Annotated in this window: 13 protein-coding genes; 6 read left to right on the top strand and 7 right to left on the bottom strand. The window is 61.6% G+C overall.

Annotation, left to right across the window (positions count from 1 at the left end; genetic code table 11):
- Entirely contained in the window at positions 1–2106 is a 2106-nt protein-coding gene (locus C5L12_RS07425) for an acetate--CoA ligase family protein (protein WP_105371401.1), read from the top strand.
- Here the strand turns inward: C5L12_RS07425 and C5L12_RS07420 are convergent, their stop codons facing one another.
- The 3 genes from C5L12_RS07420 to C5L12_RS07410 are packed head-to-tail and all read right to left on the bottom strand — an operon-like array spanning position 2107 to position 7998.
- Positions 2107–3084 (bottom strand): nucleoside hydrolase, encoded by a 978-nt coding sequence (locus tag C5L12_RS07420; protein ID WP_105371400.1) that lies wholly within the window; start codon positions 3082–3084, stop codon positions 2107–2109.
- A 27-nt stretch (positions 3085–3111) separates the two neighbouring features.
- Positions 3112–6588 carry an indolepyruvate ferredoxin oxidoreductase family protein gene (locus C5L12_RS07415; RefSeq protein ID WP_105371399.1) on the bottom strand — a complete coding sequence of 1159 codons (3477 nt, stop codon included), beginning with the start codon at positions 6586–6588 and terminating at the stop codon, positions 3112–3114.
- Positions 6589–7998: an FAD-binding oxidoreductase gene (locus tag C5L12_RS07410; RefSeq protein WP_425350751.1), complete on the bottom strand. Its 1410-nt coding sequence runs from the start codon at positions 7996–7998 to the stop codon at positions 6589–6591.
- Positions 7999–8223: 225 nt separating this feature from the next.
- On the opposite strand from C5L12_RS07410, the gene C5L12_RS07405 reads away from it, so the two are divergent.
- The 3 genes from C5L12_RS07405 to C5L12_RS07395 all read left to right on the top strand — a co-directional run bounded on the left by C5L12_RS07405 (position 8224) and on the right by C5L12_RS07395 (position 10753).
- Complete coding sequence (locus tag C5L12_RS07405) at positions 8224–8979, top strand: FadR/GntR family transcriptional regulator (RefSeq protein WP_105371398.1); 756 nt, start codon at positions 8224–8226, stop codon at positions 8977–8979.
- Positions 8980–9009: 30 nt separating this feature from the next.
- Positions 9010–10005: an MDR family oxidoreductase gene (locus C5L12_RS07400; RefSeq protein WP_105371397.1), complete on the top strand. Its 996-nt coding sequence runs from the start codon at positions 9010–9012 to the stop codon at positions 10003–10005.
- Between the two features lie 127 nt (positions 10006–10132).
- Entirely contained in the window at positions 10133–10753 is a 621-nt protein-coding gene (locus tag C5L12_RS07395; RefSeq protein WP_105371396.1) for a nucleoside triphosphate hydrolase, read from the top strand.
- A gap of 7 nt (positions 10754–10760) precedes the next feature.
- On the opposite strand, the gene C5L12_RS07390 is transcribed toward C5L12_RS07395, so the two are convergent.
- The 4 genes from C5L12_RS07390 to C5L12_RS07375 form a co-directional block, all read right to left on the bottom strand.
- Positions 10761–11831, bottom strand: coding sequence for an ABC transporter ATP-binding protein (locus tag C5L12_RS07390; RefSeq protein WP_105371395.1), 1071 nt, complete (start codon positions 11829–11831; stop codon positions 10761–10763).
- Positions 11832–11846: 15 nt separating this feature from the next.
- Entirely contained in the window at positions 11847–12695 is an 849-nt protein-coding gene (locus C5L12_RS07385) for a carbohydrate ABC transporter permease (protein ID WP_105371394.1), read from the bottom strand.
- Positions 12688–13626 carry a carbohydrate ABC transporter permease gene (locus C5L12_RS07380; protein WP_105371393.1) on the bottom strand — a complete coding sequence of 313 codons (939 nt, stop codon included), beginning with the start codon at positions 13624–13626 and terminating at the stop codon, positions 12688–12690. Before C5L12_RS07380 ends, C5L12_RS07385 begins: the two co-directional genes overlap by 8 nt.
- 67 nt (positions 13627–13693) lie before the next feature.
- Positions 13694–14938 (bottom strand): extracellular solute-binding protein, encoded by a 1245-nt coding sequence (locus C5L12_RS07375; protein ID WP_425350756.1) that lies wholly within the window; start codon positions 14936–14938, stop codon positions 13694–13696.
- A 285-nt stretch (positions 14939–15223) separates the two neighbouring features.
- Between C5L12_RS07375 and C5L12_RS07370 the strand changes: the two genes are divergently transcribed.
- Both C5L12_RS07370 and C5L12_RS07365 read left to right on the top strand, forming a co-directional pair.
- Complete coding sequence (locus C5L12_RS07370) at positions 15224–16423, top strand: ROK family transcriptional regulator (RefSeq protein ID WP_105371391.1); 1200 nt, start codon at positions 15224–15226, stop codon at positions 16421–16423.
- 31 nt (positions 16424–16454) lie between these two features.
- Complete coding sequence (locus C5L12_RS07365) at positions 16455–17558, top strand: Gfo/Idh/MocA family protein (RefSeq protein WP_105371390.1); 1104 nt, start codon at positions 16455–16457, stop codon at positions 17556–17558.
- The last annotated feature ends 7 nt before the right edge of the window (positions 17559–17565 follow it).

The following is a 17565-nucleotide window of genomic DNA, read 5'->3' as shown; positions in this document are numbered from 1 at the left end:
ATGGCGGCGAACACGCCTGAAGCAATGCGGGCCTTGATGGCGCCGCGATGTGTCGCGGTCGTTGGCGCGACCGAACGCGCCGACGCCTCGTCCAGCTTCGTGATGAAGAACCTGATGCGCTTCGGTTATCAGGGGCAGATCATCCCGGTGCACCCGACGGCGGAGTGGGTCTTTGGTTACCGCGTGTCCCCTTCCCTTTCTGCGCTCAACGCCGCGGCAGACGTCGCCGTCATCGGCATTGCGGCCGAAAAGGTGATCGGCGCGCTGGAGGAAGCGGGTGAGGCGGGGATCAAGGCGGCGGTCGTTCTGGCCTCCGGTTTCGCGGAACTGGACGAAACCGGCCGCGAGCGGCAGCGGCAGTTGGTCGAGATCGCCGAGCGTTACGGCATGGCGATGTGCGGGCCGAACTGCCTCGGCCTCTTCAATCTCAACACCGGCGCGGCCCTTTATTCCTCCAGCCTTTCCACCAATTTGAAAAAGGGCCGCTTCGCGATCCTCTCCCATTCCGGCGCCAGCGCCATCGCGCTCAGCAATACCGGCAGATTTGGCCTCAGCCACATCGTATCCTCCGGCAACAGTGCGGCGACCGACATTCCCGATTACCTCGATTTCCTCGCCACGGATTACGACACCCGCGCCGTCGGCATCGTCATCGAGGCGATCCGCGAGCCGGAAAAGCTGGCTGCCGCGATGGAGAAGATGCATGTCGCTGGAAAACCCGTCATAGCGCTTCGGGTCGGCCGCTCCGAACGCGGCGCCCAGGCCACGGCCGCCCATACGGGCTCGCTCGCCGGCAGCAACGAAGCCTATCACGCCTTCTTCCGCCGCGTCGGCATCATCGAAGTGCCGGATATGGACAGCTTCATGGAAACGGCGACGCTTTGCCTGACATTAAAGCAGAGGCCGACCAAGCCGGGTGTCGCGATCATCGGCGTCTCCGGAGGCGGTGTGGCGCATGTGTCCGATATCGCCGACGAAGTTGGCCTTTCGCTGCCAGAACTGCAGCCGAAAACCATCGCAAGAATCAGAACCCTGCTGCCGCCCTTCGCGACGCCCCAGAACCCGCTCGACACAACCGGCATGGTTTTTGCCAACGGCGATATTTACCGCGATGTGCTGCACAGCCTCGCCGCAGATCCATCGATCGGTATGATCGTCGCAGCGCAGGACGCCCCTCAGGGTCTCGACGACTTCGGCGCTTCCGAATATCTTGGCATTGCAGAGGCCGTATCTGACTATGCCGAAACCGGCCAAGCACCCGTCGTCTTCATGAGCAATCTCTCCTCCGGGCACCACCCGGCCGTGGAGGCAAGACTGCCGGAGGTGCCGGTTTTACGCGGCACAAGAAGCGCGCTGACGGCGATCGCCAGCCTGATGGCTCAGACCGACGCCGTCTCTTGGCCGGGCAACATATCTGCCGGGAAAAAGCCGCTTCCTGCCAAGGTACTTACCGAAAGCCAAGCCAAGGCTCTGTTTGCCGCCGAAGGCCTGCCGGTCCCGAGGGAAAGGCTTGTCACCAGCGCCGATGCCGCGGCCGAAGCAGCCAGCGCACAAGGCTTCCCCGTCGTCATGAAAATCGAATCGCCCGACATCCTCCACAAGACCGAGGCCGGCGGCGTAAAACTCGGCATCGCCTCCGAAGCGGAGGCCAGAACCGCATTTGCGGCAATCATGGCAAACGCCCGTGCTTATGCTCCGGAGGCGGAGCTGCGCGGCGTCTCGGTACAGGAAATGGTGACGGGCGGCGTCGAAGCATTGGTCGGCCTCGTCCGCCACGAACCGTTCGGCTTCGGTCTCGTGGTCGGCTGCGGCGGTGTTTTGGTTGAGCTGGTAAAGGACAGCAGTTTCGACCTGCTGCCGATCGATCAGGCTCGGGCGGAAACATTGATCGGTGAGACGAAGCTTGCCACTCTCCTCGACGGTTATCGGGGCGCGCCGAAAGCAGACCGCAAGGCGCTCGCCGAACTGCTCGTCAAACTCTCCGAATTCGCGGCTGTTTACGGCGACGATATCGAGGCGATTGATCTCAACCCGGTCGCGGTCCTGCCGGAAGGACGGGGAGTGCGCATCCTCGACGCGCTGATCATCCCGCGCAGAGGCAAATGATCAGACGAGCCGAAGCATCGGCTGCCGCGCCAGTTCCTCGCGGCCAAGCCAGGAAAGCCGCTCCGTCAGCAGAGCATAAAAACCGTCTGCATCCACGTCCCCTATGAACAGTGCGTTCTTCGGGCGACCGGAAACACCCCACCAGTCGGCCACCGTCATGCCCTTGGTCAGCTCGGATTCCGTCTCGATTTCCACATTGCACTGGCGGCCGCAATAAAGCTCCGGTTTCAACAGGTAGGCAATGACGTTCGGATCGTGCAGCGGCCCACCTTCGCTTCCATATTTTGCGACGTCGAAGCGCTCGAAATAGTCGAGCCAGCCGACCACGGCATAGGCAAGCGGCGTTCCGATATCGCGGATCGCATTCACGCGGGCTCTGGTCGTCAATGTCTTGTGCGTGACGTCGAGCGGCATCATCACGATCGGAACGCCGGAGCCGAACACGACGGCCGCCGCCGGCGGATCGACATAGATATTGAACTCGGCGGCAGGCGTGATATTGCCGCCCTCGAAACAGCCCCCGCCCATCAGCACTATCTTCTTGATGCGCCCCGCTATCTCCGGCGCCTTGGTCAGCGCCTTGCCGAGGTTGGTGAGCGGTCCGAGCATGCAGAGTGTCACCGAGCCTGCGGGCTCGTCCATCAACGTCTCGACGATGAAATCCACTCCATGCATTTCCTGAAGCGGCATGGTCGGCTCGGGCAGCTCCGCACCGTCGAGTCCGGTTGCGCCATGCACGTGCTCGGCCGTCACCAGCGGCCCGGTCATCGGCTGATTGCAGCCGGCAAAAACCTTGATGTCGGAACGGCCGGCCAGTTCGCAAATCTTGCGGATATTCCTTTCGGTCAACGACAACGGCACGTTGCCGGCCGCAGCGACGATGCCGAGAACCTCGATTTCAGGACTCGCCAGCGCAAGCAGAATGGCGAGTGCATCGTCCTGACCGGGATCTGAGTCTATGATGATCTTTTCTGCCATTCTGGTCACTCTCGGATACGATGACGGTTACGCGACATGGGTGAGCGGCTCCCTCGCCCGCCACATCGCCATGAGATCGGCCTTGCGCTTTTCGAAACGTTCGATGGAAGCCCGCTTGATGTGGCCGAAACCCCGCACCATGTCCGGCAGGCCGGCAAGCTCCACCGCCAAGGCATGGTTGTCGGCATCCATGCCGGCGGCGATTTCTCGCACGAGGGAAAAATAATCTTCCACGAGCTGCCGCTCCAGGCGGCGCTCCTCGGTGCGGCCGAAGGGATCAAGGACCGTACCGCGGAGGAATTTCAGTTTTTCGAGCACCGCGAATAGGGGGCGAATCCATCCGCCGAAGGCGATCTTGGCGGGATGACCGGTACGCTGGTCGATCTTCGTGATCATCGGCGGTGCGAGGTGATGCCTGATCTTGAAATCGCCTTCGAACTGCTCGGCAAGCCTCTTTTCAAAGCTACGGTCTCGATGCAGGCGCGCGACCTCGTATTCGTCCTTGTAGGCCATCAGCTTGAAGGCGTTTTTCGCCACCGCCTCGGCAAAACCGCCTACGCCCCGCACCCGTGCTTCGGCCGATTTCGCGATATCAACGACACCGGCATAACGCGCCGCATAAGCGGAATTCTGATAATCGGTAAGGAAGGCCACGCGACGGGCGACGATCTCCTCCAACGTCTCTGCCTTCAGTTCCGTCTTCGCCGATCCGGCCTCGCGGGCGACAGCCTCCAGATCGACTGCGGCACGGCGTCCCCAGCCGAAGGCGGCACGGTTCATGACAACCCCGGTGCCGTTGAGCTCGATAGCTTTGTCGATGGCAGTAAGGCTGATCGGCACGAGGCCCCGTTGCCATGCGTAGCCGAGCAGGAACATATTGGAGGCGATGGCATCGCCCAGGAGTGCGACCGCAAGATCGGTCGCGGCCACCGTCTCGACGGCTTGGTCCCCGGCCGCCCGGCGCAGTGATTTCAGCGTCGCCTCTTGCCTGAAATCGATCGTGGTATCTTTCACGAAAGAAGCAGTCGGCGCGAAATGGTCGTCGATGATCGCCCGCGTCTTGTTCTTCGCAAACGAGGCGAGCGAATTCTTCTGCGCCGCCACGACGACATCGAAACCGAGCACGAGGTCACTTTCGCCAGGCCCGATCCGCACCGCGTTAATCTGGCTTGGATCCTTCGCCAGCCGAATATGCGAGATGACCGAGCCGTTCTTCTGGGCAAGACCGGTCTGGTCGAGCGTCACCAAAGCCAACCCATCGACAAGTGCCGCCTGGGCAAGAATGGCGCTCACGGTTATGACGCCGGTTCCGCCGATGCCGGCGAGCAGCATGCTGTAGGTTGTCTCGAAGGTCGCGGTAAAGACCGGCAGCGGCAGATCGTCGGTCCTGATCGATTTCGACTTAACCCTAGGCTTGCGGAGGCTGCCGCCCTCCACGGTTACGAAGCTGGGACAGAAGCCCTTGATGCAGGAAAGGTCGGTATTGCAGCTCGACTGGTTGATGCGTCGCTTGCGGCCGAATTCCGTCTCTTGCGGTTCGATCGAGATGCAGTTGGAGACGGCGGAACAGTCGCCGCAGCCCTCGCAGACTAGTTCGTTGATGAAGGCGCGCTTGGTCGAAACAGGATAGGCGCCGCGCTTGCGCCGGCGGCGCTTTTCCGCCGCGCAGACTTGATCATAGACGAGAACCGTGACGCCGGGGATATCCCGCAGCTCCCGCTGTACCGCATCGAGCTCGTCGCGGTGATGGACGGAGACCTCGCGTGGCAGATTGCCCTGCCAGACCTCCGGCCTCTCGGCGACCACGACGACGCGCGCAGCGCCTTCGGCCTGCATCTGCGCGACAATGCCAGGCACCGTGACGTCACCGTCATGTTTCTGGCCGCCGGTCATGGCGACGGCGTCGTTATAGAGGATCTTGTACGTGGCGTTGACTCGCGCCGCAATCGCGGCCCGGATGGCGAGCACACCTGAGTGAAAATAGGTGCCGTCGCCCATGTTGACGAAGATATGCTTCTCGTCGGTAAAAGGCGAAAGACCGATCCACGAACCGCCCTCTCCCCCCATCTGGGTAAAGGTCGAGGTATTCCGGTCCTCATTGCCGATGATCATCATGTGGCAACCGATGCCCGTCGAGGCACGGCTTCCCTCCGGGAGACGGGTCGAGACGCTGTGCGGGCAGCCGGAACAGAAATAGGCTTCGCGTTTCAGCGCCGTCGCTTCGATACCGAGCGCAGCCGTCATCTCGTCCACAAACCGCGTCTTGGCCCGCAAAGCTTCGTCCAGCACGCCGAGACGGGAAAGAATTGCCTTCGCCACCGACAAGGTGCCGATCTCACCGATTGCCTGAAGAAGCGTGCCGCCGCTCGCACCCACTTTGCCAAACACCCGCGGTCGCTGGCCGTCAGGCAGGTTGAAGAGCAGCGCCTTGATCTGGTCTTCGAGGATCGAGCGCTTTTCCTCGACTACCAGCAGGTCGTCGACGCCCGAGGCAAAGCCTGCGATGCCTTGCGGCTCCAGCGGCCAGACCAAGCCAACCTTGTAAAGCCGGATACCCAGTTCGGCGGCGCGGGCCTCGTCGATACCGAGAAGCGCCAGGGCACCCAAAAGGTTAAGCCAGGATTTGCCGGTCGAGACGATGCCGAGTCTTGCTCGTTCGGCGCCGCCCCATACCGTGCGGTCGATCCTGTTGGCTCGGGCAAAGGCCTGAGCGGCGAGCATCTTGCGCTCCAGCCGGAGTTCCATCGCATGCGGCCCGTCCGGCCAGCGCAAGGACAGGCCATCCGGGGCGAAAATCTCGTTGGGGATGACGATCACCGGCCTGTCCGGATCGAGATCGACCGTCGCCGAACATTCCACGACCTCAGTCTGGCACTTGAAGCCGATCCAGGCACCGCAATAGCGGCTCATGGCAAAACCAAGAAGGCCATATTCGATATATTCGCCGACCCCCGCGGGCGAGAGCATCGGCACCATGGCGGAGATGAGATTATGCTCGCTCTGATGCGGCAGGGTGGAGGAGACCGCGCCATGGTCGTCGCCGACCAACAGCAGCACGCCGCCGTTCGGATTAGTACCGACGGCATTGGCATGGCGGATCACGTCCATACTGCGATCGACGCCCGGACCCTTGCCATACCACATGGCAAAGACGCCGTCATAACGTGAGCCTTCGAACATGCCGGTCTGCTGGGTGCCCCAGACCGCGGTTGCTGCCATATCCTCGTTCAGGCCCGGCTGGAATTTGACATGCGCCGCCTCCAGATATTTCCGGGCCCGCGCCATTTCGCGATCGAAACCGGCAAGCGGAGAGCCACGATAGCCGGAAACATAACCGGCCGTGTTGAGCCCCTGCGCGATATCCCGTTGCCGCTGGATCATCGGCAGGCGCACCAGCGCCTGGGTGCCTGATACCAGGATCCGGCCCTTTTCCAGCGTATAGCGATCGTCGAGGCTGACCTGGCGATCCATCGGGTTCGTGTCCGGCGCCGCGTGGATCGACATCTAAGCCCGCTCCGCCTGCAGCACCGAAACCGGGGCTTCAAAGACCCGACCGCGGTTGAGGATGTAGTTCGGATCGAATGCAGCTTTCAGCCGCCGCATGGTGGCTATCTCGGCTTCACTTCGTGCGAACCGGAGATATTTGAGCTTATCCGTACCGATGCCATGCTCGGCGGAAACGCCGCCGCCAACTGCAGCAATGCCTGAAAATACCGCTTCGGCGATCCTCTTCTCGTGTCGTGTCAGCACGCAGTAGTGCAGGTTGCCGTCGCCGAGATGGCCGAAGATGAAGGACACCGCATCGGGGTCAATCCCCGCTATGGCGTGCGCAGCGGTATCAAGGAACTCCTGCATGCGAGAGAGCGGTACGGAAATGTCGTAACCGGCCATTTTGCCCAGGCTGAAGAGATAATCGTTGATGCCGTCCCGGATTGCCCATAAGGCATTGAACTCACGGAGTGAGTTGGAGAGCACGATGTCGCTCGCAAACCCCTCCTCCAGCGCCGTGGCCAGCGCAGCTTGGAAACGTTCGTTGTCGTATTCCGGTGCCTGCCCCTGGATTTCGACCATCGCATACATGCCGGCCCCCGTTTCGACAGGCGGGCGGATCCCCATATGAGCGATGGTCTCATCGTAGACATTCGGGAAAATCACCTCGAACGCCGATAACAGCCCGGAAAGTTCGACCCGCAGCTTCGCCAGCAGCCCCTGCGCCGCTTTCAGGGACGGCAGCGCCAGAAACGCATTGCGCTCGATCTTCGGCTTGGGGTGCAATTTGAGGCAGGCGCGCGTGACGATGCCGAGCGTCCCTTCGGTCCCTATGAACAACGGGTTGAGATCATAACCCGAATTGTCCTTCGGCAAGCCCTTGAGCGATGAAAGGATGGTGCCGTCGGCCAGCACCGCTTCAAGCCCCATCACCTGCGCCCGGTACATGCCATAACGCAGGACGCGGATGCCGCCGGCATTGGTGGCGATGTTGCCGCCGACCGTCGCCGTGCCGCGTGAACCGATATCCACGCCGAAGAAGAGTTCGTTGTCGCTCGCCGCCTGCTGGACCGCCTGCAAAGGCGTGCCGGCGCCGGCGATGAGGGTTTGGGCGGCAACGTCGATGCCGTCCACACCATTCATGCGTTCGAGAGAGATTGACACCTCTCCGGCAAGAGGCCGCGAGGCGCCCGAAAGCCCGGTCCGGCCGCCCTGCACGACGACCGGCTGGCCGAGTTCATTGGCGGCGGCAAGGATTGCGGAGACCTGGGCGGTATCGCGGGGGCGAAGCACGGCGAGAGGATGATGGCCGGCAGCGGTCGCATCTGCCGCATAGCCCGCTGAAATCCCGTCGCCAATGAGGATGCCGGAAGCATCCAGCATGTTTTCAAGACATGCGAGAAGGCGGTTCAGACGGTCAGACAATTGCGTCCTCCGCCGGATATCGCGCCTTACGGCCACAGTTCAGCACTCGGCTGAATCCGATCTCGCCCATGCCGGTTCCCCTTGCCTGTTCGGCTTTGGAAGCGAGGTTATTCCCATTCCTCTATTTGTCAAACCTATATTTAAAAAGGAGTAGCCTTTTCATCTTTGTCATGGCATCACTAGCGTCATGAGACATGGCAAGAAATATGTCGGGGGAAGAGTGGCATGATCCTCAAATATGACGAGGTGGTTCGCACCGGCATCGCCAAGCAGGTGGCCGAAAATATCCGGTCCGCGATCATGGACGGCAGACTGAAGGTCGATGAACGCTTGCCGACGGAAGAAGAACTTGCCCGCAGCTTCGGCATCTCGCGCCCTACCGTGCGCGAGGCTTTGAAGCGCCTCGCCGCTCAGAATCTCATCCATTCCAAGCGGGGGCCGACTGGCGGCAACTTTGTCAAGCGTCCGGATCCGGAGGGGTTGTCCAAGGCGATTACCGGTGCTGCGACCCTCCTCGTCGGCGTGGGCGCTTTCGACATCGAGGAGATCATCACCGCCCGGCTGGAAACGGAGGCTGTCTGCTGCCGGCTGGCTGCCGAAAACCGCAGCGAAATGGACCTCGCCGCCATGGAGGCGGAGATCGCCGTCCAGTCCGACGAGAAAATCAGCGACGAGGATTTCTGTGCTTCCGATGTGCGCTTCCATCGGGCACTGGTGGAGGCGACCGGTAATGGGCCGCTGAAGCTGATGATGTACACGGTGATCGAAGCCTTCATTCCGATCACCAACATGATCGTCTTTCGAGTGCGCGAACGCCGGCACGTCGCATCGCTGCATCAGGAAATCCTGGATGCGGTGCGCGAGCGACAGGATGATAAGGCGACCGATGCGCTGGCCCGGCTGCTGGCTTATGTGCGCGAAAGCTATGCCGCCGTCCTCGATGCGCGGGCAAAACGTGACACCGCCGAGGCATCCGCCTGATCAATTGCCCAAAAAAAGTGGAGAGACGCCATGACCGAGACCTTTACCGCCATGGTGATCGATGCCGTGGACGGCAAGCCAAAAGGCAGTTTCAGGCAAATCTCGATTGCCGATCTTCCCGACCACGACGTGTTGGTCGAGATTGCCTATTCGACGCTGAACTATAAGGACGGGCTGGCCATCACCGGCAAGGGCCGCATCGCCCGTCGGATGCCCATGATTGGCGGCATCGATCTCTCCGGAACCGTCGTGGAGTCTCGGTCGCCGGAATGGAAACCCGGCGATAAGGTGGTTCTGAACGGCTGGGGGCTTTCCGAAACAGAATGGGGCGCCTTCGGCCGCTATCAGCGGGTCAGGCCGGAATGGCTGATCCGCCTGCCCGACGCTTTTTCGATGGAACAGGCGATGGCAATCGGCACCGCAGGTTACACGGCTGCGCTCTGCGTCGACGCGCTTGAAAAATGGGGTTCCATCAAACCTGGTGAAGGCGAGGTGTTGGTCACCGGAGCTGCCGGCGGCGTCGGTTCGGTGGCAATCGCGCTCCTAGCGGCGCGAGGCTACAGCGTCACGGCCTCCACAGGTCGACGGGAAACGCACGGCTACCTTGCCTCCCTCGGTGCCACGGAGTTCATCGACCGGGCCGTGCTTCAGGAAAAAGGCGGGCCGCTGCAGAAGGAACGCTGGACCGGCGGCGTCGACGCTGTCGGCTCGACTACGCTCGCCAACGCGCTTTCCCAGACGGTGCGCGGCTGTGCAATTGCCGCCTGCGGCCTTGCAGGCGGCGCGGATCTGCCGGGCACGGTGCTGCCGCATATTCTGCGGGCGGTAACGTTGATCGGAGTGGACTCCGTTTTCGCGAGCCGCGAGCAGCGGCTGGCAGCCTGGGCCCGGCTGGCGCGTGACCTGGACAAGGGCAAGCTCGACAGCATGACGGCCGTCGAACCCATGTCCAACCTTCCTCAGCTCGCAGAAGATATCGTCGCCGGCAAGATCCGCGGGCGCGTGGTCATCGATGTGACAAAGTAGAGCGAGGACCTCCAGCAGGTTCGGCACCGGTCCTGGGAATTCGGCAGGCGTTGAATCTGCTGGTGCCAGGAACGGGCAAACAGGATAGAAGCCGCGGGGTGTGATCTAACCGCAGGGTTCTGGAACCATGACACTGGACGATATCTCAAGCACCGTGATCGACCGCGCCAAGGGCAGCAGGCGCTTTATCGTGGCGATTGCCGGCCCGCCGGGTTCGGGAAAATCGACGCTTGCCGAGCGCTTGCACGAAGCCTTGCTGGCCAAAGGCGAAACCGTGGAGATCCTGCCGATGGATGGCTTTCACATGGACAACGCCATTTTGGAGGCGCGCGGCTTGCTGCTCCGTAAAGGTGCACCGGAAACCTTCGACGTGCGTGGCTTTTCGGACGTCCTGCGGGCCGTCCGCAGCGCCGAAGAGGAGGTGCTTGTGCCGGTCTTCGACCGATCCCGCGAGCTTGCCATCCCCTCGGCGCGGCCGATCGATCCTCAGACCCATATCGTGCTTGCGGAAGGCAATTATCTGCTGATCGACGAAGCGCCCTGGTCGAGGCTTGCGGACCTGTTCGACCTTACCGTCTTCGTCGGCCCGAGCGAAAATGTTCTGCGCGAGCGCTTGAGGCAGCGGTGGGTCCATTACGGGCTCGACGAGGCCGCGATCGACTGGAAGCTGGACGGCAACGACCTGCCGAACGGCCGCTACATCCTGCAGCATTCACGGCCTGCCGATATCCAGCTGGACACCTTCTAAGCTCCAATCACAGCGCAATGCCGCTTTCGCGATCGAAGACATGCACCTGGTCGGCGCTGATATTCGCCTCGAACCGGGCGCCGTAGCGGGCCGGATATTCGCCGTCGACAATCGCCGTCACCGGTTGGCCCGCGAGATCGAAGACCACATGGGTCTGGGCGCCGGTCGGCTCGACCAGAAGCGTCTGGCCCGCCAGCGCTGTTCCGCCGGTTCCGGGGCTCAGATGCTCGGGTCGAAGGCCCACCTTGATCGCCTGGCCGCGTTTTACCTTGCGGTCCGGCGCGATGCGGATCGCTGTCCCGTCTCCAAGGCGCGCGGCAGGCTCACCGCCCTCCCCCTCCACCGTGCCGTCGAGGATATTCATCGCGGGCGAGCCGATGAAGGCCGCGACGAAGAGGTTGGCAGGTGTCTTGTAGAGCTCCAGCGGCGTGCCCTCCTGCTCGACCCGCCCCTGATTGAGGACAACGATCCGATCAGCCAGGGTCATTGCCTCGATCTGGTCATGCGTGACGTAGATCGACGTCGTGCCCACCTTCTGGTGGAGCGTCTTGATCTCGGAGCGCATCTGCACGCGTAATTTGGCATCGAGGTTGGAGAGCGGTTCGTCGAACAGGAAGACGGCAGGGTTGCGGACGACCGCCCGCCCCATGGCGACACGCTGCCGCTGACCACCCGAAAGCTGCGCCGGCTTGCGGTCGAGAAGCGGCACGAGGTCAAGCATACGGGCCGCCTCGCCCACCCGTTCCGCGATCACCTGCTTCGTGGCACCCGAGAGACGGAGGTTGAAACCCATGTTCTCGGCAACGGTCATATGCGGATAAAGCGCATAGGATTGAAAGACCATGGCGATGTTCCGCTCGCGGGGCGTCAATTCGTTGACGACCTTGCCACCGATGAGGACATCGCCATCGGTGATCTCCTCAAGGCCGGCGATCATCCTCAGAAGCGTGGATTTCCCGCATCCAGACGGACCGACAAGGGCGATGAACTCGCCGTCCTCTATCGAAAGGCGCACCCCATGGATGATCTCCAGCGAGCCGTAGGATTTTTTGACGTTGGACAGTGTGACGGATGCCATGGGTGCTATCTCCGGTCAGGACTTGACGGCGCCGGCGGTCAGTCCGGCAATGATGTGCTTCTGGGCAAGGAAGAAGACGATGATGGTGGGCAGGATGGTGAGCGTGATGAATGCGAGCACCAGTTGCCACTCCGTCCCGAATTCTCCGCGATAGACCATGATCCCGAGCGGCCATGGATAGATGGATTCGGAGTTGAGCATGATGAGCGGCAGGATATAGCTGTTCCAGCTCGCCACGAAGGAAACGATCGCGACGGTCGCAATGATCGGGCGGGAGAGCGGCAGGGTGACGTGCCAGAAAAAACGCATATAGCCGCAGCCATCCACGAAGGCCGCCTGGAACAATTCCTCCGGAAGGTTGCGGAAATAATTTCGGAACAAAAGGATACTCATCCCGAGGCCGAAGGCGACCTGTGGCAGCACCACCCCCCAATAGGAATTGAGGAGGCCGAGATCGCGGATCCGGATAAAGAGCGGCAGGATCGCCGTGGCGGCGGGAAACATCAGCCCGATCAGAAAATAGTTGAGCAGAAAGGTCGCGCCGAAGAATTTGACATGCGCAAAGGTAAAAGCGGCCATGGCGGCGACGGATACGGTGAGGAACACGGTGAGCGTCGCGATGATCAGCGAATTCATCATCTGCCGCCAGTACCGCTCCCCGAACAGGATGTCGGTATAATTGGACCATTGCCATTCCACTGGCAGGCCGAACGGATTGACACGCAGATCGCCAAGCGTCTTGAAACCTCCGAGAGCTGTCGTCAGCAGCGGGATGACGACCACGGCCGCGATGATGGTGAGCGAGACGTAGAGGTAGATTTTCGTGCCGGCGCTCATCCGGATGGCGGTTCTCGTCTCAGTCATGGCGCATGAATATCCGTTTGTAGCTGAAGGCGAGCGTGACGCAGATCACGAACAGGACGACGCCGACAGCACTTCCAAGACCGACCTGCATCCGGGTCACCCCGAAATTGTAGAGGAAGGTCACCATGGTCTGGGTGGAATTGAATGGTCCGCCGCCGGTCAGAGGCATGATCATGTCGAAGAGCTGCAGCGAACCGACCACCGCAAAGAACACCGAGAGGCGCAGCGTCGAACCGAGCAGCGGCAGCGTGACGAAGCGGAATTTCTGCCAGCCGGTCGCCCCGTCGATCTCGGCGGCTTCGAGCACGCTCTTATCGAGCGACTGAAGCCCGGCGATGAAGAGCATCATGTGGAAGCCGAAATATTTCCAGACCACCACGGCCAGAACCGCGTAGATGGCGAGGTCCTTGTCGGCGAGAACGTACGGCGTCTCGACCCCGAGGAACCCGGCAACGGCCGCGAAAAGCCCGTAGTCGCCGTCATAGACAAAACGCCATATGAGCCCCGCCGCCACGTCAGCGAGCACATAGGGCAGGAAGAAGATCAGCCGGAAGACGACCACCCCAGTAATCCGGTTCGCCAGCATCGTGGCAAGCCAGATCGCCAGCGGTATCTGCAGCAACAGTGAAACGACTATGATCAGGAAATTGTTCTTGAGCGCAGTCAGGAAGGCGCTGTTCTTGAAAAGCACCTCGAAATTCCGCAAACCGACGAACTGCTCGGGCAGGCCGTAGCCGTCCCACCGATAGAGGCTGTACCAGGCGGCCTCCCCCATCGGCATGATCACGAAGATCGTAAAGAGAAGTAGCGCGGGCGGCAGAAACAGGATCAGAACCGGAAGCCGGCCGCGCGCCGTAGGGCTCTTGCGCCTGGCAACGCGCGGGGCGCCAGCCGCGTGATCTATGGCGGTCGTTGCAGAAATATTGGTCATTTTCGTTCCGACTGTCATGGTCGCATGGAGTGCACCGGCGGAGCGTCGGCCCCGCCGGTGCCTCGCATCACATCTTGTCCATCTCCACCGCGTCCTGGATCGCCTGCGCGCCCTCTTCCGGCGACATCTGACCCGACACGATGGCGACCGACGCGTCGTTCACGACCCGGCCGACGGAAGGACCGAGTTCCTGATCGAAGAAGTTCTGGTGCCAGGTGGAAGTTTCCAGCTGTTTGGCCGACTCCCGAAGGAGGGGATTGGTGACGCCATCTTCGGCTCCGACCGCCGCCGGCAGGATCATCCCGGCTTTCGCCATCATGCGCTCATTCTCAGCATTCGTTAGGTAGGCCAGGAAATCGAGAGTTTCCGGCGGCGCCTTCGCCGTCACGGCCCATGCGTTGATGCCGCCCAGCGTATCGGTGGCCTTGCCGGCTCCCCCGGCTACGACCGGGAAGGCAAACCGGCCGATATTGTCGCTCGCAAGCCCCTTGCCGTCGCCGGCATTCCTGCGTTGGAATGCTTCCGTCGTCTCGAAGCCGAGGATCATCGCAGCCTTGCCGTCGCCGAAGACCCCAAGCGCCTGCGGCCAGGTCGTGGCGAGATAACCTGGCTGGAACGGCTCGAGCTTGCCGAGTTGAGCAAGTTGCTCGCCGGCTTTCACCGCTTCCGGCGCCACAAAACCGTCGCCCGCGCCGGTCTTCATCGCGTCGAAGCCCTGCTGTCCGGCATTGCGCATGACGAGATAGCTCCAGTAGAAGTGGATCGGCCACTTCTCCCCGCCGCCTCCCGCAATCGGCACAATCCCGGCATCCTTCAGCTTTTTGACCGCTCCCAGGAAGTCGTCCCAGGTCTTGATGCTTGCGGCATCAACCCCGGCTTTCGTGAAATACGCCTTGTTATAGAAGAAGCTGACCGTTCCCATCTTGTAGGGCACGGCACTGACCTTGCCGTCGAAGGTGACCGCCTTGAGGGCAGCAGGATTGTAGCTCTTGCCCCAGGCGCCGCCATCCGCCTTCATCTTGTCACTGATGTCCTTCAGCGCGCCGGTCGCCTGTTGCTGCTTCAGCACGCCTCCGCCCCAGCTGTAGAAAAACGACGGCGCGTCAGCAGATTGCAGAAGCGTGGGTAGCTTTGCCTTGAAGGCCTCGTTCTCAAGAAACTGCATCTCGACCTTCACGCCGGGATGCTCGGCCTGATATTTGTCGGCGATACCGCGCCAGATCTTCACATATTCCGGATTGAGTTCCAGATGCAGCCATTTCACGACTGCATCAGCCGAGGCTGTGGCAGCCGTCGTGCACAAAGCCAGCATGCCGATGGCAGTGGCAGACGCGAAGCGAATTCCGAATTTTCCGATGGTCAGCATTTTGCACTCCTCCCGTAGCGCTTTATTTCCGATCCCGGATTAAATAAAGCGCGCAGGCTTGTCGACTGTCAATAGGAAGAATGGGAAAACGCCTATTGTCGCGCCAACCTCCGAGGAAGATGCAAATTTTTGTTGCGTCTTCCAGAAAATCGGTACTAGAAGATGACTGATTTAATTTGCCTCACGAAATAAATCGCGGCGCGATTCACTCGTCAGGCCTTGAGAGTGCCGATGAAGACCGCCGATCCCGAGCTGATGCGTGCCATCAATCGCCTGAGCGTGCTGGATACGATCCGCCGCCATGGCGCCATTTCCCGCGTGGAAATAAGCGAGCGCACCGAGCTTTCCACGACCACCGTTTCGGCAATCACGGCCTCGCTTCTCGATGATGGGCTGATCCTCACCCGCCACGAAGGCGATATACGCAATGAAGCCGTGCGCGGCAGGCCGCGGGTCATGCTGGAGGTCAATCCGGATGCTGCCCGCGTCGTGGGGGCGAAGATCGCGGCGAGCCGCATGGTTTTTGTCGTCGCCAATTTCAGGGGCGACGTGCTCTCGACGCTGACACTCCCGATTCGCATCGACCGGCAGCCGATCGCCGTCATTGCCGACCTGGTCGAAGATGGCGTCCGCCGCTGCGTCGTTGATGCGGGGCTGTCGCTGGAGGATGTCGACAGCGTCTGCCTCGGGCTGCCGGGCGTCATAGAACATCGCACCGGCCATATCCGCTCGAGCCCCATCTTTCGCGAAACCAATATCGATTTTGCCGCAGAAATGACGGCGCGCCTTTCGACGCCGACGATCATCGAAAGCGACGCGCATGCCATCACCCTCGCCCACCACTGGTTCGGTAAGGCCCGTGAGTTGGAGGATATGGTGCTGATCTCGCTCGAGCAGACGCTGGGGCTTGGCGTATTGCACCGCAATCGCCTCTTCCGAGGCGCCGGCGGCCTCAGCCACAACCTTGGGGATCTCGTGCTTGGCATGGGAGCGCAAGGAATTGTCCGGCTTTCCAGCCAGGCCGGGGAAAGCGCGATCCTGGGGGAGAAGCAGGCCGACGGGCGTTTTGCCGAAGCAGTGCGGCTTGGAAGAGGCATGACCCATGTCCAGGCGCTGATCCAGGCCGATGATGACAGGCTGATCGCCGCAGCGGTGCGTGCCGGCGAAGCCGTCGGCATTACGATAGCCAATATCGTCACCCTGTTCGCCCCGCCCCGGGTCATTCTGGTCGGCTCGTCGCTGGCTCTGGGGGAGCCGTTCCTGAACAGCCTTCGCGACGCCTATGCGCTTGCGGTGCCACCCTCGCTCAAGGGTGTCAGTGAACTCGTTTTCGACGATTCCACTGACGATTTCTGGGCGCAGGGAGCTGCTGCGGTTGCCCTTTACGAACTTTATGAATCGCCCTGGAGCACCACCGGGCCCGCGCTCTGAGCGGAAAATGCAATTATCGGGAGGAGGAATAATGAACAAGGTCGGCATCGGCATCATCGGATGCGGCAATATTTCAGGCGCCTATCTGAAGGCGATGACCGCTGACTTTCCCATTCTCGACATTCGCGGCTTGGCCGACCTCAACCGCGAGCTGGCCGAGGCCAAGGCCTCCGAGTTCGGTCTGCCGGCGAGAACGGTAGACGAATTGCTTGGCGATCCGACGGTGGAGATCATCGTCAATCTGACTGTTCCGAAAGCGCATGTGGCGGTCGGTCTGCAGGCGCTCGACGCGGGAAAGCACACCTATTCGGAAAAGCCGCTCGGGATTAATTTCGCCGAGGGGAAAAAACTGGCGGAGGTGGCGAAGGCGAAATGCCTGCGCATCGGCGCCGCTCCCGATACCTTCCTGGGCGGTGGTCACCAGACCGCCCGCGCATTGATCGATCAAGGTGTTATCGGCATCGCAGTCGGCGGCACCGCCACCTTCATGTGCCCCGGCCACGAGCGCTGGCACCCGAACCCTGCCTTTTATTACGAAGTGGGCGGCGGGCCTATGCTCGATATGGGGCCTTATTACATCACCGATCTCGTCAACCTTCTAGGCCCGGTCGCGCAGGTCGCAGGCTTCGCAATCACGCCCCGCAAGGAGCGCATCGTAACCAGCGAACCCCGCAACGGCGAGCGCATTCCCGTCCATGTGCCCACGCATGTCGCCGGCGTCATGGCATTTGCCAACGGCGCGGTCGTGCAGATCGGCATGAGCTTCGATGTTGCGGGCCACAAGCATGTGCCGCTCGAGGTCTACGGCACGGAAGGTACGTTGATCGTTCCGGACCCGAACCGTTTCGGCGGCCCGGTCGAGTACCTCAAGAAGGGTGGCCAGTTCGAAGATCAACCCGTGACCATGCCCTATGCGGACGGCAACTATCGGTCGATCGGGGTGGCGGACATGGCCCACGCGATCCGCTCCAACCGGGCACATCGCGCCAACGGCGATCTGGCGCTGCATGTGCTGGAGGTCATGGAAGCGTTCCATACCGCCGCCGAAACCGCCCGAACGATCGAAATCACCACCGCCGTGGTGCGCCCGGCGCCGCTCTCCGACTCCCTCGTCGACGGCCGGCTCGCCAAGTAAATTCCAG

Origin of the sequence: Neorhizobium huautlense (assembly GCF_002968575.1) — a bacterium.
In the GTDB taxonomy this organism is placed as follows: Bacteria; Pseudomonadota; Alphaproteobacteria; order Rhizobiales; family Rhizobiaceae; genus Neorhizobium; species Neorhizobium huautlense.
Note: the sequence above shows the minus strand (reverse complement) of the source record. Positions and strands in the feature narration are given on the sequence as shown.